Raw genomic sequence first — 18590 nt, forward strand, 5'->3', positions numbered from 1 at the left:
GGCCAGAAGAACGGTGCGGAGTGTCCGGAGGGAGCAGGATCGGGCGTCAGCCCTTGACCGAGCCCGCCGTCAGGCCGCCCACGATGTAGCGCTGCAGCGCGAGGAAGAGCAGCAGCACCGGCGTCGCGGCGATGATGGTGCCCGCGGCGAAGATGCCCCAGCGGGCGGACAGCTGGTCCGAGACCCATTGGTACATGCCCACCGCGAGAGTCCAGTTGTCCTCGGACACCAGCACGATCCTCGCGAGGATGAAGTCGCCGAACGAGGCGATGAACGCGAGCAGGCCGACCACCGCGAGGATGGGCGTCACCAGCGGCATGATGAGCTTCCAGAAGATCTGGGCGTGGGTGGCGCCGTCGATCTTCGCGGCCTCGTCCATGTCCGCCGGGATCGAGTTGAAGAAGCCGTACATGAGGAAGGTGTTCGCGCCCAGCGCCGTGCCCAGGTACACGCAGATCAGCGCGATCTTCGAGTTGATGCCCAGCGCCGGGACCACGTTGCCCAGCGACAGCAGGAGCAGGAACACGGCGACGAACGCGATGGTCTGCGGGAACATCTGGATGATGAGCAGGCTCGTGAGCGAGAAGCGCCGGCCCTGGAAGCGGAAGCGCGAGAACGCGTAGGCCGCACAGGCGCCCATGAGGACCGCGCCGAAGGCGGACACGCCGCCGATGAACAGGGTGTTGCCCACCCAGGTCCAGAAGCTCGTGTTGTTGAGGTTGGCGAAGTTGTCGAAGCTGATCGTCGCGAACAGGCTCGAGGCGCTGGACAGGCTGCCGCGCTCGTCGAGCGCCGCGGACAGCACGAAGACGAGGGGGAAGGTCGCGTAGAAGATGATCAGCGCCGCGACGGGGTACTTCCACCCCACCTCGCCCCACCAGCGGCGGCGGCGCGACGGGCTGCGTCGGACGGGAGTCGTGGTGGTGGACATCACTGGATCTCCTCGAGCTTGCGGGTCTGCCGGAACGCGATCGCGGAGACGATTCCGACCACGACGAACACGACGATGGACAGCGCGGCCGCGAGGCCGTAGTCGGCACGACCGCCCGCCACGCCCGAGATCTGGTAGATCGCGGAGATGAGGATGTCGGTGGAGCCGATGGGCACGCTCGTGTCGGTGAACCGTGGCCCGCCGTTGGTGAGCATGTAGATGATGGTGAAGTTGTTGAAGTTGAAGGCGAACGATGCGATGGCCAGGGGCGCGGTCGACACCATCAGCAGGGGGAAGGTGATCGAGCGGAACTGCCGCCACTTGCTCGCGCCGTCGATCTGGGCCGCCTCCATGGTCTCGGACGGCAGCGCCTGGAGCGCGCCGGTGCAGACGAGGAACCAGTACGGATAGCTGAGCCACAGGTTCACCGCGAGGATCGACAGCTTCGCGAGCCACGGGTCGCCCAGCCAGTTGATGTTCTGGCCGAAGAAGAACCAGTCATTGATGACGCCGAACTCGGCGTTGAGCATGCCGCGCCACAGCAGCGCGGACAGGAACGCCGGGAACGCGTACGGGAGGATGAAGAGGGTGCGCAGGATCTTGCGCCCCTTGATGCGGTCGTCGTTGAAGACGAGCGCGAAGAACAGTCCCAGCAGGAAGCTCGTCGCCACGGTGAGGATCGCGAACGCGAAGGTCCACAGGGTCACCCGCAGCAGCGGCTGCTGGTACTCGGAGCTGGTGACGGCCTTGGTGAAGTTCTCGAAGCCCACGTTGACGTACCAGCCGGCGGGCAGGCTCGAGCCGTCGTCGCCCACGAAGGTGCCGTACTCGTTGCCGGTGTAGACCACGCCGGTGTCGACATTGGTGAGGGTCTCCGCCTCCTCGTCCCAGTGCAGGGAGGAGCGGTAGACGCGGGCCGTCGAGCCCTCGCGGGTGCGCAGCGAGCCCTCGTCGGCGTCGTCGGAGACGGGCACGCGCAGGTCGACGACCTCCTGCGCGAGCTCCTGGTCGGTGAGCAGGGTCGCGCGCGGGATGACCTCCCAGCCCGGCACCTCGGCGGGCCGGCCGTTGTCGTCGAGCACCGCATCGGCCACCTCGACGAGCGGCTCCTCCTCGGTGCCCACGAGGATCACGCCGTCCTCGTTGACCGCGAAGCCCAGCGTCTCGCCGTCGCGCACGACGGACAGCGGGTAGGTGGCGGAGCCCTCGACCTCGCGCTCGGCCTGGATGAGCGCGGCGTCGACGGCCTGCTGCTGCGACCCGTTGTGGCCGGAGCCGTAGTTGGTGGTCGCGATGTACGCGGTGTACCCCATGGTGAACACCTGGAACACCAGCAGGAACACCAGGCCGGGGTAGATGTACTTGAGCGGCAGCATCCGCTTGGAGAAGTACACCCAGTCGGCGACGAGGAGCAGGACCACCATCGCGCCGAGGATCACCCAGGCCTCGGCGGCGTACGCGGAGAGGATCGCCGACAGGCCGACCGCGTTGACCAGCATCATGAGCACGAGCTTCACGAGGAAGCCCGCCCCGAGCCCCCGGAACTGCCGGGCGTGGGACTCGCGCGGGGCCTTGGGAGGCGCGGCCTCCACCGTGCCGCCGGGACCTGTCGACATCATTTCTCCTTATTTACCAGCGCCGATGCGAGGGCTGCGTCGCGCTCGGCGTGGGCTCGACGCGTGCGTGGGGCGGGGCCTCACGGCCCCGCCCCACGGTGGGTTCAGCTGATCGCGGCGGTGAGGTCCTCGATCATCTTGGTCCAGGTCGCCTCGGGGTCGGCGCCCTTGATGATGGCGGACTCAGCAGCGTTCCAGAAGTCCCAGACCGAGCCCATCTCGGGGATGCTCGGCATCGGGACGCCGTCCTCGGCCGAGGCCTGGAAGCCCGCGACGTACTCGCCGCCGGCCGCGGTGTCGACGCCGTCGAACGCGGGCAGGCGCGGGTCGGCGTCGAAGAGCGCCTGCATGGCGTCCGGGGTCGCGATGTAGTTGGTGAGGAACTCGTTCGCGAGCAGCGTGTTGGCGGACTGCGACGAGACGTAGAAGCCCTGGACACCCACGAACGGGGCGGCGGTCTCGCCACCGGCCGACGGCACGGGGTTGACCGTGAAGTTCACGTCGCCGAACTCGCCCAGCGCCCAGGGGCCCTGGATGGTGAAGGCGCACTCGCCCGAGTTGAAGAGCTCGTTGTTGATCGCGTAGTCGACGGTGGTCGAGATGTAGCCGTTGCCGGCCTCGCCGTTCTCCGCGAGGAAGTTGGCGAATGCCAGGCCGGCCTCGCCGCCCATGCCCACCTCGGAGGTGTAGGAGCCGTCCTCCTGGACGAACACGGGGGCGCCGAACGAGGTCTGCAGCGGGTACATGGTGTAGCCGTCGCCGGTCTCGCCCGCGGTGTTGATGCAGAACGGGCGCTCCGCGCCGGCGTCGATGCCCGCCTGGATCATGTCGTCCCACGTCGCGGGGGCCTCGGCGCCCACGAGGTCGACGTTCTGGACGAGCGCGATGGCCTCGAGCGCGTACGGCATGCCGTACTGCTGGCCGTCGTAGCTCATGGCGTCCAGACCCACCTGCGCGAACGAGTCCGCGTTGGCACCCAGGTCGACGGTGTTGACCACGCCGGCCTCGACGAGCGCGCCCAGCCAGTCGTGCGCACCCACGGTGATGTCGGGGCCCTCGCCCGTCGGCACCTGCGAGATGAAGTCCGCGCGGATGTCCTCGAAGTTCTTCTGGACGAGCGTCACGGTCGCGCCGGTCTCGGCCTCGAACGTCGCGGCGGCGGCCTCGACGGCGCCCTCGCGGTTCTCGTCGACCCACACGACCAGCTCGGCGGTGCTCTCGGGCGCCGTGGTCTCCTCGGCGGCGGTGGTCTCCTCCGCGGTGGGCTCGGCGGCGACGTCGGCGGCGGTGTCCTCGGCGGACCCGCCGCAGGCGGCGAGCAGCGCGACGGAGGTGAGCAGCGCTGCTCCCATCCCGATCTTCTTGTGCATGGTTTTCCTTCCAGAGTTGTGTCGCGGGGAGCGCCTCTGGCGAGTTCGCTCCATCGCGACGTTTGGGGTTTCGCATCCCCCGGAGGGGATCGACGAAGTCAAGTGTAAGCGCTTGCACTGGGTGGTCATGACCACGGTGCGCGGCGCCCGCACGCGGATTCAGGCGATGGCGCCTCCGGGCCGACGCACCACGGCCACGCCGCCCGCGGGGATCTCCAGGTCGCCGTCGGCGACCGCGCCCGTCAGCAGGTCCGTGCCAGCGAGCGGGAGCCGGGCCGGGGCGTCGGCGTGGTTGACCGCGACCACGAAGTCCTCGCCGTCGCCGTGCCGGGTGACCACCTCGAGGTCCTCGGGCAGCCGGTCCGGGACGATGCCCGCGTCCGCGTAGGCGGCCTCGAACACGGGCGCGAGCGAGCGCACGTCCAGGCGCGTGCCCACATACCAGCCCACACCCGCGCCGCGCTCGTGGCGCGTGACGGCGGGCTTGCCGGCGCCCGGCCCGGAGATGTGCTCCGCGACCACCTCGGCACCGTGCAGCTGGATGTCCTCCTGCCACACGTCGGCGGGCAGCAGCGTCTCCTCGCCGCGCGCCCACCGGACCGAGGCCCCCTCGCCCTCGCGCAGCGGCAGGAACTCCTCGACCGTGACGCCCAGCGCGTCCTTGAGCGGCGCGAGGAAGCCGCCCGCGTGCACCGCCTCGTTCTCATCGACGATGCCGGAGAAGAAGTTCACCAGCAGCGTGCCGCCGCCCTCGACGTAGCGCGTGAGGTTCTCCGCGCCGTCCTTGGTGAGCAGGTACGACGCGGGGGCCACCACCAGCTTGTACGCGGACAGGTCGTGGGTCGGGAGGGCGAAGTCGACGGTGACGTTGTCGCGCCACAGCCGCTCGTAGAAGGCGCGCATGCGCTCGCGGAACTGGACGTCGTCCGAGGGGCGCCACTCGAGGTCCTGCGCCCAGAGCGACTCCCAGTCGTACAGGACCGCGGCCTCGGCCCGGACCTCCGAGCCCTTCACGGGCGCGAGGTCCGCGAGGTGCCCGCCCAGCTCGACGACCTCGCGGAAGACGCGGGACCGCGGGCCGGCGTGCGGCACCATCGCGGAGTGGAACTTCTCCGCGCCGGAGCGCGAGGCGCGCCACTGGAAGAACATGATCGCGTCGGCGCCGCGGCCCAGGTGGGTGAGCGCGTTGCGACGCATCTCCCCCGGACGCTTGGCCACGTTGCGGCCCTGCCAGTTGACCGCGGAGGTCGAGTGCTCCATGAGGATCCACGGGCGGCCGCGGGCGACGGACCGGGTCAGGTCCGCGGACAGCGCCAGCGCCACGTGCGCCTCGGGGTCCGGCGCCCACAGGTAGTGGTCGTCGGCGACCACGTCGACGAGCTCCGCCCACTTCCACAGGTCGCAGTTCCACGACTGGTGCGCCATGAAGTTGGTGGTGACGGGCTGGGTCGCGAACTCGCGGATCGCGGCCTTCTCGCGCGAGAAGCAGGCCCGCAGCTGGTCGTCGGTGAAGCGCATGAAGTCGAGCTGCTGCGCGGGGTTGCCGGTGGTGGCGGTCTTGGCGGGGGCGCCCACGTGCTCCCACTCGCCGTAGACCTGGCCCCAGAACATGGTGCCCCAGGCCTGGTTGAGTCCGTCGAGCGAGCCGTAGCGGGCCTTGAGCCATTCCCGCCATGCGGCGACCGCGGCCGGCGAGTAGTCCTCGCCCACCGGCACGCCGTACTCGTTGTGGACGTGCCACATCACCACGGCCGGGTGGTCGGCGTAGCGCTCGGCCAGCCTGCGCGAGATGCGGACGCACGCCTCCTGGTAGGCGGGGTGGCTGTGCGAGGCCATGCCGCGCGAGCCGGGACCCACCACGAGGCCGTCCTTGTCGATGACGCGCGCGTCGGGGTGGTTGGCGTAGAACCACGCGGGCGGGGCGACCGTGGGCGTGGCGAGGTCCGCCGCGATGCCGTGCTCGTGGAGCAGGTCGAGCAGCTCGTCCATCCAGGAGAAGTCGTACTCGCCCTCGCGCGGCTCGAGCATGGCCCACGAGAAGATGCCGACGGAGACCAGGTTGACGCCGGCCTCGCGCATGAGCGCCACGTCCTCGCGCCACGTCTCGCGCGGCCACTGCTCCGGGTTGTAGTCGCCTCCGTAGGCGAGCCCGTCGACCTGCGGCCAGCTGAAGTTCGTCACGTCGCTCCTCGCGTGCGGGTCGAGGCCGCGCGGCGGCGCCCTCGTTGGCGGTCTCTCCTCACCGGACCCGAGGTCCGGCCGGCGGCCCCGGCTGGGACCGTGCACAGTTGTACCCCGGGATCCCGGCCGGATGCAAACCGGCCGCCCCCGCGCATCGTCCCCCGCCTGGGCTACCCTCGGGCGCATGCCCACCCCCGCCGACGCCCGCCGCAAGCCGACCATCCGCGACGTCGCGGCGGTCGCGGGAGTCTCCCGCGGCACCGTCTCGCGCGTGCTCAACGGCGGCCGGTGGGTGTCCCCCGAGGCGCAGGCGGCCGTCGAGAAGGCGATCGAGACCACCGGATACCAGGCCAACCACCACGCCCGCTCGCTGGCGACCGGGCGCGCGAACTCCGTGGCCTTCCTGCTCACCGAGCCGCACCACCTGCTGTTCGAGGACCCGACCTTCTCGCGCCTGCTGCGCGGCGCCCTCGACGAGCTCGCGCGGCGGTCGATGACCCTGGTCCTGCTCGTCGCGGGCACCGCGGACGAGCGCGCCCGGATCGCCACCTACGTGACCGGCGGGCACGTCGACGGCGTCATGCTCATCTCCGCGCACGAGTCCGACCCGCTGCTCGACGGCCTCATCGCGGCGGGCGTCCCCACCGTCACCTGCGGCGCTCCCCTGGGTCACCTCGCGGACGTCGCGAGCGTCGCGATCGACGAGGTCGAGGCGGCCCGCACCCTCACCCGCCACCTGATCTCCCAGGGGCATCGCCGCATCGGCATGATCACCGGCCCGCCGGACACGCCGGGCGGCCGCTACCGCCTGGCCGGCTTCCGCGAGGAGCTGGGCGAGCGGTTCACCCCCGCGCTCGTCGCGCCCGGCGACTACTCGCGGGAGTCGGGCCGCGCCGCGATGCGGGCGCTGCTCGCCGCCCCCGAGCGCCCGGACGCCGTCTTCGCCGCATCGGACCTCATGGCCCTGGGCGCGCTCGAGACGCTGCGCGAGGCGGGACTGCGGACGCCCGAGGACGTCGCCGTCGCGGGGTTCGACGATGCGCGCGAGGCCGCCACCGCGAACCCGCCCCTCACCACCGTCCACCAGCCGTTCGAGGACATCGCGGCGCAGATGGTCGACCTGCTCGTGGGCATCATCGACGGCGGCGAGGTCGCCGCGCGCACCCTGCCCGGGTCGCTCGTGGTGCGCGACTCCGCCTGACCCGCCGCCCTCCCCGCACCGTCGCCCGACCCTCGCCGCGACCCCTCGCCCGCCCCCGCCCCGGGGCTCACACATGACAACGGTATGCAGGTAGGTTCGACCCATGGCACCGTCGCGTGAAGACCTGTCCGTCGGCCGTATCCCCATCGTCGCAGTCAGCCCCTCCTTGGAGGAGGGACGCTGGCCCGCGCGGGCTGTGGTGGGAGAGGCGGTCCCCATCACCGCCACGATCTTCCGCGAGGGGCACGATCGCGAGGGCGCGAACGTGGTGATCACCCGTGCGCGCGGCAAGAGCGAGGTCATCCCCATGCCGCTCGACGACTTCGGCACCAGCCGCTACCGGGCCGTGTGGATCCCCACGAAGCCGGGCCGGTACTCCTTCCGCGTCGAGGCGTGGTCGGACCCCGTCGCCACCTGGGCGCACGCCGCCGAGGTGAAGATCCACGCCGGCGTCGACGTGCAGCTCATGCTCGACGAGGGCGTCGAGGTCCTCACCCGCGCCCGCACCGAGGTCAAGCGCCCGGCCGCGAAGCAGGCGCTGATCGCCGACGCGATCGCCGCGCTGCAGGACGAGTCGCTCGAGCCCGCGCAGCGCCTCACGGTCGCCCTCGCGCCCGCCGTGCGCGAGGTGCTCCGCACGATGCCGCTGCGCGACTGGGTGACCAGGTCCCGCAGGTACCCCCTCGAGATCCAGCGCGAGCGCGCGCTGGTGTCCTCCTGGTACGAGATCTTCCCGCGCTCGGAGGGCGCCGTGCAGGACCCCGAGACCGGCGAGTGGACGTCCGGCACGTTCGAGACGGCCGCCAAGCGCCTGCCCGCCATCAAGGAGATGGGCTTCGACGTCGTCTACCTCACGCCCATCCACCCGATCGGGACCACGCACCGCAAGGGCAGGAACAACACGCTGACCACGGAGCCCGGCGACCCGGGCAGCCCGTACGCGATCGGCGCGGCCGAGGGCGGCCACGACGCGATCCACCCCGAGCTCGGGACCATGAAGTCGTTCAAGTCGTTCGTGCGCTCCGCCCACAAGCAGGGCCTCGAGGTCGCGCTCGACATCGCGCTGCAGTGCTCGCCCGACCACCCGTGGGTCAAGAAGCACCCGGAGTGGTTCACCACGCGTCTCGACGGCACGATCGCCTACGCGGAGAACCCGCCCAAGAAGTACCAGGACATCTACCCCCTGAACTTCGACAACGACCCCCAGGGCATCTACACCGCGATCCGCGACATGTTGCTCGTGTGGATCGACGCGGGCGTCACGCTGTTCCGCGTCGACAACCCGCACACCAAGCCGCTGAGCTTCTGGGAGCGCCTGCTGGGCGAGATCGCGGCGGACCACCCCGAGGTGATCTTCCTGTCCGAGGCGTTCACGCGCCCCGCGATGATGCACACGCTCGCGAAGATCGGCTTCCACCAGAGCTACACCTACTTCACGTGGCGCCAGAACGCCGAGGAGATGGCCGAGTACCTCGAGGAGATCTCCGGCGACGCGTCCTTCTACATGCGGCCCAACTTCTGGCCCACGACGCACGACATCCTCACGCCCGACATGCAGGACGGCGGCGCGCCGCTGTACCGGATGCGCGCGGTGCTCGCCGCGACGGGCGCGCCCTCCTACGGGATCTACACCGGCTACGAGTTCGTCGAAAACGTGCCGCGCCCCGGGGTCGAAGAGCAGATCGACAACGAGAAGTACGAGTTCAAGGCCCGCGACTGGGACGACGCGGACCGCTACGGCATCCGCTCCCTGCTCACCCGGCTGAACGAGACGCGCGCGCGCCACGTCGCGCTGCGCCGCCTGCGCGGGCTCCAGGTCCACCCGACCACCAACCCCCAGCTGCTGTGCTTCAGCCGCCATGTCCCCGCCGACGAGTCCCCCACCGGCGAGGCGGACACGGTGATCGTCGTCGTCAGCTTCGACCCGCACCACGCCCAGGCGGGCACCGTCACGCTCGACCTGGCGTCGCTGGGCCTGCGGGACGATGCACGGGTCACCGTGGACGACGAGCTCACTGGTGCGGTGTATACCTGGGGCAAGGAGTTCTACGTCAGGCTCGACCCCGCAGGCGCGATGGCGCACGTGGCGGCCGTCCGGCCCGAATGACGCATCCACACGAAACCAAGGCGGTTATCCATGGCTAAGCAGGTCGACACGGCGGTTCTGGCGGACATCGCGGGGGGCGTGCACCACGATCCCCACGCTGTCCTGGGACCCCACCAGGGCCCGTCGGGCTTCACGGTGCGGGTCTACCGCCCCATGGCGGACTCCGTCGAGATCGAGACGATCGACGGCCGGTACGCGGCCGAGCACGAGCAGGACGGCCTGTGGCGCGCCGTGGTCCCCACCGCGGAGGTCCCCGACTACCGCATCCGCGCCGTGTACGGCACCGACGAGTGGGTCGCGGACGACCCGTACCGCTTCCTGCCGCTGCTGGGCGAGCTCGACCTCCACCTCATCCGTGAGGGTCGCCACGAGCGCCTGTGGGACGTCCTCGGCGCGCACGTGCGCCGGTTCGACTCCGTGCTGGGCCAGGTCGAGGGCACCGGCTTCGCGGTGTGGGCCCCCAACGCCCGCGCCGTCCGCGTCGTGGGCGACTTCAACCACTGGCAGGGCGCCGGTCACGCGATGCGCTCGCTGGGCTCGTCGGGCGTGTGGGAGCTGTTCATCCCGGGCATCGGCGCCGGCACCGCCTACAAGTTCGAGATCCTCGACCGCAACGGCAACTGGCTGCAGAAGGCCGACCCGCTCGCGCGTCGCGCCGAGCACCCGCCGCGCACCGCATCGGTCGTCGAGGAGAGCCACTACACGTGGGGCGACTCCGCCTGGCTGGGCGAGCGCGCGGACGCGCAGGCGCACCGCAGCCCAATGAGCGTCTACGAGGTCCACCTGGGCTCGTGGCGCATGGGCCTGGGCTACCGCCAGCTCGCCGACGAGCTCGTCGAGTACGTCCAGCGGCTGGGCTTCACCCACGTCGAGTTCCTGCCCGTCATGGAGCACCCGTTCGGCGGCTCGTGGGGCTACCAGGTGTCGGGCTACTACGCCCCCACCTCCCGATTCGGCAGCCCGGATGAGCTGCGCCACCTCATCGACCGCCTGCACCAGGCCGGGATCGGCGTCATCCTCGACTGGGTCCCCGGCCACTTCCCCAAGGACGAGTGGGCGCTGGGCCGCTTCGACGGCACGCCGCTGTACGAGCACGCCGACCCGATGCGCGGCGAGCAGCCCGACTGGGGCACGTTCATCTTCGACTTCGGCCGCACCGAGGTGCGCAACTTCCTCGTCGCGAACGCGCTGTACTGGCTGCAGGAGTTCCACGTGGACGGCCTGCGCGTCGACGCCGTGGCCTCGATGCTCTACCTCGACTATTCGCGCGAGGAGGGCCAGTGGCGGCCCAACGAGCACGGCGGGCGCGAGAACCTCGACGCCATCGCCTTCCTCCAGGAGGTCACCGCGACGGCGTACCGCACCTCCCCCGGCGTGACCATGATCGCCGAGGAGTCCACCGCGTGGCCGGGCGTCACCCAGCCCACCAACCACGGCGGCCTGGGCTTCGGCCTCAAGTGGAACATGGGGTGGATGAACGACACCCTGCGGTTCATGGGCGAGGAGCCCATCCACCGCTCCTACCACCACCACTCGGTCACGTTCTCGCTGATGTACGCCTTCTCCGAGCAGTTCATGCTGCCGCTGTCGCACGACGAGGTGGTCCACGGCAAGGGCTCGCTGGTGGACCGGCTGCCCGGCGACCACTGGCAGAAGATGGCGGGCCTGCGCTCGCTGCTCGCCTACCAGTGGACCCACCCCGGCAAGCAGCTGCTGTTCATGGGCTGCGAGTTCGGCCAGTACGGGGAGTGGAGCGAGAGCCGCTCGCTCGACTGGTGGCACCTGGACGATGCGCTGCACTCGGGCGTCCAGCGCATGGTGGGCGACCTCAACCGCCTCTACCGTGAGACGCCCGCGCTGTACGAGCGCGACTCGGAGCCGGGCGGCTTCCAGTGGATCGACGCCGACGACTCGGACCACAACGTGCTGTCCTACCTGCGCTTCGACTCGCAGGGCGGCATGGTCGCGGTGGTCGTGAACTTCGCCGGCATCCCGCACGAGGACTACGAGCTCGCGCTGCCCCAGGCGGGCGGCTGGAGCGAGGTCTTCAACTCGGACTCCGACCTGTACGGCGGGTCCGGCGTGGGCAACGGCGGCTACGTGCACGCGACGGACACGCCGCGCCACGGCTTCCCGGCCTCGGCGAAGCTCCGCGTGCCTCCGTTCGGCGCGCTGGTGCTGCGCCCGGCTCAGGGCTGACGCCGGCCGCCTCACCCACCCGCGTCACTGCTCCACACACGCGCGTCACTGCTCCACACACGGGAATCACTGCTCCACACACGCGCGTCACTGCTCCACACAGCGAGTCGCCTGGCTCGCCGTGTGGAGCAGTGACATGCCTGCTAGATCAACGGAAGCGCCCCTTGGCCGGACCATGAGGTCCGGCCAAGGGGCGCTTCTGTGTGGAGAGGTGACCTGCCTGTGTGGAGAGGTGACCTGCCTGTGTGGAGGGGGGACGCCCCGCTCAGTACAGCGCGGACGCGAGCTTCTGGCGCGCCTGGAGCACCCGCGGGTCCGCGGGGTCGGAGACGTCGAAGAGTTCGATGAGGCGGGCGCGCACGCGCTCGCGCTCGTCGCCCGCGGTCACGCGCACCACGTCGATCAGGCGGCCGAACGCGTCCTCGACCTGACCGCCCAGGACGTCGAGGTCCGCGACCGCCAGCTGGGCGTCCACGTCCGCGGGGTCGGCGGCCGCGGCCGCGCGCACCGCATTGAGGTCCGCCATCCGCGAGCGCGCCATGAGGCGCACCTGCGCCCGGCCGCCCCGCGCATCGGCGTCCTTGGGGTTCTCCTTGAGCGCCTGGTCGTAGGACGCCTCCGCGGCGTCGAGGTCGCCGCGCTCGATCGCGTCGTAGGCCGCCTGGTGGAGCGGGGGCAGCGGCTCGGGTGCCGGCTCGGCGGGCGCGCCGGCGCCCGCTCCCCCGCCGGGCGCGCCCTGCGCGCCGGCGGCACCGGGCAGCCCCGCCTGCTGAGCGAGCTGCAGCAGCTGGCCCAGCACATCCCGGAGCTGCTCGGGCGAGGCGGAGCCCTGGAACAGCGGCACGGGCCGCGCCCCGACGAGCGCCACCGCGGCCGGCACCGCGTTGACCTGGAACGCCTGCGCGATCGCGGGCTGAGCGTCGACGTCGCACACTGCGGAGATCAGCGCGCCCTGGCTCTGGGCCACCGCGGTCTCGAGGTCGCGCGCCAGCTGGTCGCTCGCGCTCGACACGGAGGACACGAACGCGATCACCACGGGCGTGGTCATCGAGGTCTGGGCGAGCTCCTGGAGCTGCGCCTCGTCGATCGTCTCGAGGCCGGACTCGGCCCGCTTGTTCTGCGCCGCGAGCGCGGCGAGGTCGACGGCTCCGCGCAGCTGGCCGTTGATGTCGGTCATGACGCTCCTAGTCGGCCGAGGTGGCCCTCGTGAGGTTATGGTCCGCTGCGACGAGCGCAGGCTTGCCGTCGGCGCCCTCTGCGGGAATGTGGATGACGAGCAGATCGTAGTACTCGTAGGTGATCTTGCTCTTGTTGTCGCTCCCGCCCGCGAGGACCGGCACCTGGCTCTCGGGGATCGTGATACTTGCGCCGTCGGTCACCGAAAGAACGGACCTCACGTAGACAGGGGCGAACAGGAGCGCCGAACCGTCTGCCGCCTGGAGCGCGAACGTGCTTTGCAGATTCCCCTGGAAGGTCTCGACGAACTCGCCGCTGCCCTCCTCGGCCGTGGCCGAGTACTCCGACCGCTGCGACCAGATCTGCGAGCGATACGAGTCCTCCGCGAAGTCGTCGTTGAGATCGGAGTCTTCGCCCTGGCGGACCAGTTCAAGGTAGTCGGCGATCGCGGCCTCGGGGGTCTTCTGCAGGCCGCCCGCGTCAAGCTCGAGTTCGACCGCGCCGGCCGCCACGCCCGGCATGGCCGGCAGGGTCGCCCCCGGGATCATGTGCGCATATCGGATGAGGTGGTAATCGGAGTCCACGTCCTCCTGGAGCCACATCATCACGACGGGGGTCTGGTCGTCGTCCGGCTGCGCGGTGACGGCCGCCATGAGGCGCGGCCAGTCCTCGGACCGGGACACGTACACGGCCTGCATCTCGGAAGGGATGTCGTCGACGTCCGCGACCTCGGCTGCCGCCTTGGAGTACTCGGCGGAGCGCACCAGCTTCGCATCGGAAGCGATGCGGACTCCCAACAGCGATGCATCACGCGCCTCGTCGGCGGCGTCGAGCTCCACGAAGGTCGACTCGAGGATCCGGTCCACCTGCGGCTGCAGGAGCGCGGAGGTCTGCGGGTCCTCGGGCGCGGTCACCGGCTGCGGCACGGAGGGCGTGCAGGCGGCCAGCAGGCCGAGCGTGAGGGCGGCGGCAGCCGCCTGGGCGGTCCTTCTCATGCGCGCTCCTCCTTGTCGTCGTCGGCGTCGAGGTCGTCCGCGACGCCCTCCGGCGCATCGTCGGCCTCCGGCGCATCGTCGGTATCAGGCGCATCGTCGGCCTCCGGCGCATCGTCGGCCTCGGCCACTGGCGCCTCTTCCTTGTCCTCGGCGTCCGAAGCATCGATGAGCGATCGCCGCTCGGGCGCATCGGTCTCGGGAGCTTCGGCCTCAGTCGCGACCCCGTCAGCCGCGCCCTCACCCTCGGCGACCGGTGCATCGTCTCCGATCACCATCGGGATGCCACCGGTGACGGTGCCCAGTCCCGCCTCGCGGGCCGCGCGGCGTCCACCCGGGTTCGCCTGCTCCTTGGGACGACGCTCTGCGACCGCCTCCTCACGACGTGCGCGTGCGGAGCGCAGATCGACCAGCAGGAAGATCAGCGCGATGAGGCCGGCCGCGGCCAGCGCGGCGCCCCACCACTTGAGCGGCGTGATCCACGCGTCGTCGATCACGCGGTCGATGCGCATCTGCACCGCGGTCAGCGGCTCGCCGTCGACGGACTCGGCCACGAAGGTCACGCCCACCGGGATCTGGTCGACGGACAGTTCGAGCGTGCCGTCGGACTCCCAGGACTCGCGCCAGATGTCGTCGATCGCGGCCTCGGGCTCCGGCTCGGCGGAGGCGGACGGGGACGCGCTGGGCGACGCCTCCGGAGACGCCTCCGGAGACGCCTCCGGAGACGCCTCGGGCGAGGCGGACGGCGAGGCCGACGGGGATGCGGAGGCCGATGCGCTGGGCGAGGGCGACGGCGAGGCCGCCTGCGCCTCGTAGGACTCGGTCGAGAGCTCCTCCCACAGCGGCACGCCGGTGACCTCGGTGGCCTCGCGCGTGGCGAGCCATGCATCGGCGTCGACGGCGCGACCCACGTACGCGACGATCGGGCCGTCGCCCTCGATGGTCAGGGTGCCGCCCGGGGCGATCGCGAGCATGTCCGCGCCGAGCACCACGACGGGGGTGTCCAGGTCCGCGCGGGGCGTGCCGTACTCGTCGGGACGCATCGCGTCGGCGATGAGCCCGCCGATGAGCAGCAGCAGCCCGAGGGCGCCGGCGATGAGCGCCGTTGTGCGCAAAGTCACAGGTGTTCTCCGTTCGTTCGCCTCTCACTCTACGAGACAGGCAACGAACGATGCTCGCCGCGGCTTTGTTCCGGCAGCCGCGGGCACATTACCCTGGGTGGCGGATTCCGCGACCGGCGACACCGCCGGCGCGAACAAGGAGTGTCATGGCAGACGAAAACCTTCCGTTCCCGGTGGCGATGCGCGGCTACGACCGCGAGGCCGTCGCGGCGCACATCGCGCGGCTCGAGGACCGGATCAAGGACAGCGTGGACGCGGCCGAGGCGGCCCGACGCGAGGCGCAGCAGACGCGCTCCTCCCTCGAGGAGGCGCAGAAGTCGCTGCGCGAGGCCGAGGCACCCACCTACAAGGGGCTGGGCGCCCGCGTCGAGCAGCTGCTGCGCTCGGCCGAGGAGCAGTCCTCCGACGTGGTGGCGCGCGCGAACACGCACGCCCAGGACACGGTGGCCCGTGCCACGGTCTCGGCCCAGCAGCTCCGCGCGCGTGCGGACAACGAGGTCGCCGAGATCCTCGCGCAGAGCCGCCGCGAGGCCGACGAGATCAAGACCCAGGCCGAGCAGGCCGCCGCGTCCGTGCGCGAGTCCGCCGACCGTCAGGCCGGCGAGGTGGTCGAGCGCGCCCGTCGTGACGCCGAGCGCGTGAAGTCCGCCGCCGAGGCCGAGGCCGCCGAGGCCCGCGCCAAGGGCGAGCGCGACGCGCACGGGCTCAAGGCCGCCGCCGAGCGCGAGGCCGCCGAGCTGCGGGTGAGCAGCCAGCGCGAGGCCTCCGACGTGCTCGACGCCGCGCGCGCCGACTCCGAGACCAAGCTCGCGCACGCGCACCAGGAGTCCGCGCGTCTGCGCGACGAGGCCGCGACGTTCCTGGCCACGACCCAGGCGGAGGCCGACGAGCTCGCCGAGACCACCCGCATCGAGACCGAGCGCCTCACCGCCGAGGCGGCCCAGAAGGCCGCCGACGCCCGCGACGAGGCGGCGGCGCTGCGCTCGGCCGCCGCCGCCGAGGCCGAGCAGCTCCGCGGCGACGCCGAGCGCGAGGCCGCCAGCGTGCGCGCCGTCGCGGAGGCCGAGGCCTCCGACATGCGCATCAGCGCCGAGTCCGACGCGGCCTCGCTCCGCACCGAGGCCGAGGCCGCGCGCGCCGCGGCCCAGGAAAAGGCGGCCGAGCTGGTCGCCGCCGCCGAGGCCGAGGTGGCCGACCTGCGCAAGCGTGCCGACGAGGAGACCGCCGCCCTGCGCTCCCTCGCGGAGCGCGAGACCGGCCAGCAGCGCCGCGACGTGGATGCGTACGCCGCCGACCTCCGCCACACGGTCGGCGAGGAGGTGGCCGCCCTGCGCCACACCGCGGGCCAGGAGGCAGCCGACCTGCGCGCCGCCGCCGAGCGCGAGGCCACCGAGCTGCGCGGCCGCGTCAACGCCGAGGCCGCCGAGCTGCGCGAGTCCGCCGAGGCCTACGCCGCCGGGCTGCGCCAGGAGACCGAGACCTGGGCCGCCGCCACCCGTCAGGAGGCGGACGCCTACGCGACCGCCGAGCGCGGCGAGGCCGACGCGTACGCGACCCAGATCCGCCGCGATGCCGACGCGGACGTCGCGCGACTCACCAAGGAGACCGAGGCCTGGGTGGGCGAGGAGCGCCGGGCCGCCGAGTCCTACGCGACCGAGACCCGTCGCGAGGCCGACGCCTACGCCGTGCAGACCAAGGACGAGGCGAACGCGCAGGCCGACGAGGCCCGCCGCGAGGCCGACGCGTACGCCTCCGAGACCCGTCGCGAGGCGGACGTCTACGCGGAGCAGACCAAGGACGAGGCCAACGCCCACGCCGGCGAGGTGCGCCGCGAGGTCGACTCGTACGCGGCCCAGACCCGCCGCACGGCCGACGCCTACGCCGTGCAGACCAAGGACGAGGCGACCGCCCGCGCCGACGAGGCCCGCCGCGAGGCCGACGCCTACGCCTCCGAGACCCGCCGGGCGGCCGACGCGTACGCCGAGCAGCAGCGCCGCGACGCCGACGCCTACGCGGAGCAGGTGCGCGAGGAGGCGAACGCCTACGCGGCCGACACCCACCGCGAGGCAGACGCCTACGCCTCCGAGATCCACCGCGACGCCGACACCTACGCGGGCCAGACCAAGGACGAGGCGAACGCCTACGCGTCCGCGGCCCGCCGAGAGGTGGACGCGTTCGCCGGCGAGACCCGCCGCGAGGCCGACGCCTACGCCGAGCAGGTGCGCGAGGACGCGAACCAGCGCGCCGCGGACACGCACCGCGAGGCCGACGCGTACGCCTCGGAGACCCGCCGCCAGGCCGAGGACGAGTCCGTGGCGAAGATCGCCGAGACCGAGGCCTGGATCGCCGGGCAGCGCCACGAGACCGAGGACTGGGCCCAGGGCCTGCGCGACGCCACCGAGGCGTGGGTCGCGCAGCAGCGCCAGGAGGGCGAGAACTACGCCGGCCAGCAGCGTCGCGAGGCCGACGGCTACGCGGCCGAGCAGCGCCGCGAGGCCGACGCCTACGTCGCGGAGCAGCACCGCCAGGCCGATGCGTTCGTCGCCAAGGAGCGCAACGAGGCCGAGGAGTACGCGGCCGAGCAGCACCGCTCAGCCGACGCCTACGCGGCCCAGCAGCGCCGCGACGCGGACGCGTACGCCGCCCAGCAGCGCCGCGAGGCCGAGACCTTCGCGACCGCCACGCGCGAGGCCGCCGAGGCGGAGGCCGCGCAGCTGCGCGACGCCGTCGACGCCGAGCTGACCGAGCTGAGGGCGGCCGCCGAGGACGAGGCCGCCACGCTGCGCGCCGAGGCCGAGGCCCACCACAAGGACGTGCGCCGCCAGGCCGCCGAGGCCCGCCGCGTCGCCGATGAGGAGGTCGCGGGCCTGCGCGCGGCGGCCACCACCGAGACGCTCCAGCTGCGCCAGGGCGCCGAGGCCGAGGCCGCGGACCTGCGCTCGACGGTCCGCGCCGAGATCGCCGAGCTGCGCTCCGCGGCGGAGGCCGAGACCACGCGCATGAACCGTGAGGCCGAGTCCGCGCTGGCCCGCGCCCGCCAGGAGGCCTCGGACCTCCAGGCCGCCTCGCAGCGCGACGCCAAGGACACGATCGCCAACGCCACGGCGGAGGCCGAGCGCCTGCGCACCACGGCCGAGACGGACACGTCCCGCCTGCGCGAGGAGGCCCAGCAGGAGGCGGAGGCCGCCCGCGAGGAGGCCCGCCGCACCCGCGAGGACCTCGAGCTCGAGGTCGCGACCAGCCGCGACCAGGCCGAGCAGGAGCTCTCGCGCCGCCACGACGAGGCGACCGCGGAGACGACCGCGATGGTCGACGACGCGCGACGCCGCGTCGAGGAGGCCGAGGACAAGCTCAGCCAGACCCTCGAGCGCGCCGAGTCGGTGCGCCGCGAGTCCGAGTCCCACGCGCAGACCCTGCTGTCGAACGCGCGCCACAACGCGGACGAGATCGTCTCCGAGGCGCGCGAGCACGCCGAGTCGATCATCTCCGAGGCCGTGGCGGACGCCGAGCGCGAGCGCACCAGCGCGCAGCGCGAGGTGGACGAGCTCAACCGCCAGCGCGAGTCGATCACCACGTACCTCGACGACCTGCGCGGGCTGCTCTCCGCGGACCCGGTGGGCAACCTCGCGAAGGCGAGCCGCCTGCAGGCCGCGCACGACGCGGACGAGGTCGGCGTGGACGCCGGCGACCGCTGAC

The 18590-nt window shown here is 72.1% G+C and carries 11 protein-coding genes; 4 read left to right on the top strand and 7 right to left on the bottom strand.

Going from position 1 to position 18590, the window contains the following annotated elements; genetic code table 11:
- Positions 1–46: 46 nt before the first annotated feature.
- From AOM03_RS08065 to AOM03_RS08080, 4 genes are all read right to left on the bottom strand, one after another.
- Positions 47–931, bottom strand: coding sequence for a sugar ABC transporter permease (locus AOM03_RS08065; RefSeq protein WP_062380187.1), 885 nt, complete (start codon positions 929–931; stop codon positions 47–49).
- The gene (locus AOM03_RS08070) at positions 931–2547 is read right to left on the bottom strand and encodes an ABC transporter permease subunit (protein WP_082092263.1); all 1617 of its coding nucleotides are present in this window, start codon (positions 2545–2547) and stop codon (positions 931–933) included. The genes AOM03_RS08065 and AOM03_RS08070 overlap by 1 nt, the downstream gene beginning before the upstream one ends.
- A gap of 104 nt (positions 2548–2651) precedes the next feature.
- On the bottom strand, positions 2652–3917 hold the full coding sequence (locus tag AOM03_RS08075) for a sugar ABC transporter substrate-binding protein (protein ID WP_062380190.1): 1266 nt from the start codon (positions 3915–3917) through the stop codon (positions 2652–2654).
- A gap of 159 nt (positions 3918–4076) precedes the next feature.
- Positions 4077–6098 carry a beta-galactosidase gene (locus AOM03_RS08080; RefSeq protein ID WP_062380192.1) on the bottom strand — a complete coding sequence of 674 codons (2022 nt, stop codon included), beginning with the start codon at positions 6096–6098 and terminating at the stop codon, positions 4077–4079.
- A 184-nt stretch (positions 6099–6282) separates the two neighbouring features.
- Here AOM03_RS08080 and AOM03_RS08085 point away from each other — a divergent pair, with 184 nt between their 5' ends.
- The 3 genes from AOM03_RS08085 to glgB all read left to right on the top strand — a co-directional run bounded on the left by AOM03_RS08085 (position 6283) and on the right by glgB (position 11605).
- Positions 6283–7299 (top strand): LacI family DNA-binding transcriptional regulator, encoded by a 1017-nt coding sequence (locus tag AOM03_RS08085; RefSeq protein WP_062380194.1) that lies wholly within the window; start codon positions 6283–6285, stop codon positions 7297–7299.
- A 103-nt stretch (positions 7300–7402) separates the two neighbouring features.
- The gene (locus AOM03_RS08090; RefSeq protein ID WP_062380196.1) at positions 7403–9406 is read left to right on the top strand and encodes an alpha-1,4-glucan--maltose-1-phosphate maltosyltransferase; all 2004 of its coding nucleotides are present in this window, start codon (positions 7403–7405) and stop codon (positions 9404–9406) included.
- A gap of 30 nt (positions 9407–9436) precedes the next feature.
- On the top strand, positions 9437–11605 hold the full coding sequence (gene glgB / locus AOM03_RS08095; protein WP_062380197.1) for a 1,4-alpha-glucan branching protein GlgB: 2169 nt from the start codon (positions 9437–9439) through the stop codon (positions 11603–11605).
- Between the two features lie 265 nt (positions 11606–11870).
- On the opposite strand, the gene AOM03_RS08100 is transcribed toward glgB, so the two are convergent.
- From AOM03_RS08100 to AOM03_RS12905, 3 genes are read right to left on the bottom strand one after another with little or no spacing between them, the layout of a single operon-like run.
- Positions 11871–12782: a co-chaperone YbbN gene (locus AOM03_RS08100; protein ID WP_062380199.1), complete on the bottom strand. Its 912-nt coding sequence runs from the start codon at positions 12780–12782 to the stop codon at positions 11871–11873.
- Positions 12783–12789: 7 nt separating this feature from the next.
- Entirely contained in the window at positions 12790–13776 is a 987-nt protein-coding gene (locus AOM03_RS08105; protein WP_062380201.1) for a DUF8094 domain-containing protein, read from the bottom strand.
- The gene (locus AOM03_RS12905; protein ID WP_174441937.1) at positions 13773–14894 is read right to left on the bottom strand and encodes a hypothetical protein; all 1122 of its coding nucleotides are present in this window, start codon (positions 14892–14894) and stop codon (positions 13773–13775) included. Before AOM03_RS12905 ends, AOM03_RS08105 begins: the two co-directional genes overlap by 4 nt.
- Positions 14895–15040: 146 nt before the next feature.
- Here AOM03_RS12905 and AOM03_RS08115 point away from each other — a divergent pair, with 146 nt between their 5' ends.
- Positions 15041–18589: a hypothetical protein gene (locus AOM03_RS08115; RefSeq protein WP_156157681.1), complete on the top strand. Its 3549-nt coding sequence runs from the start codon at positions 15041–15043 to the stop codon at positions 18587–18589.
- Position 18590 lies beyond the last annotated feature (1 nt).

Origin of the sequence: Demequina pelophila, from assembly GCF_000971175.1 — a bacterium.
In the GTDB taxonomy this organism is placed as follows: domain Bacteria; phylum Actinomycetota; class Actinomycetes; order Actinomycetales; family Demequinaceae; genus Demequina; species Demequina pelophila.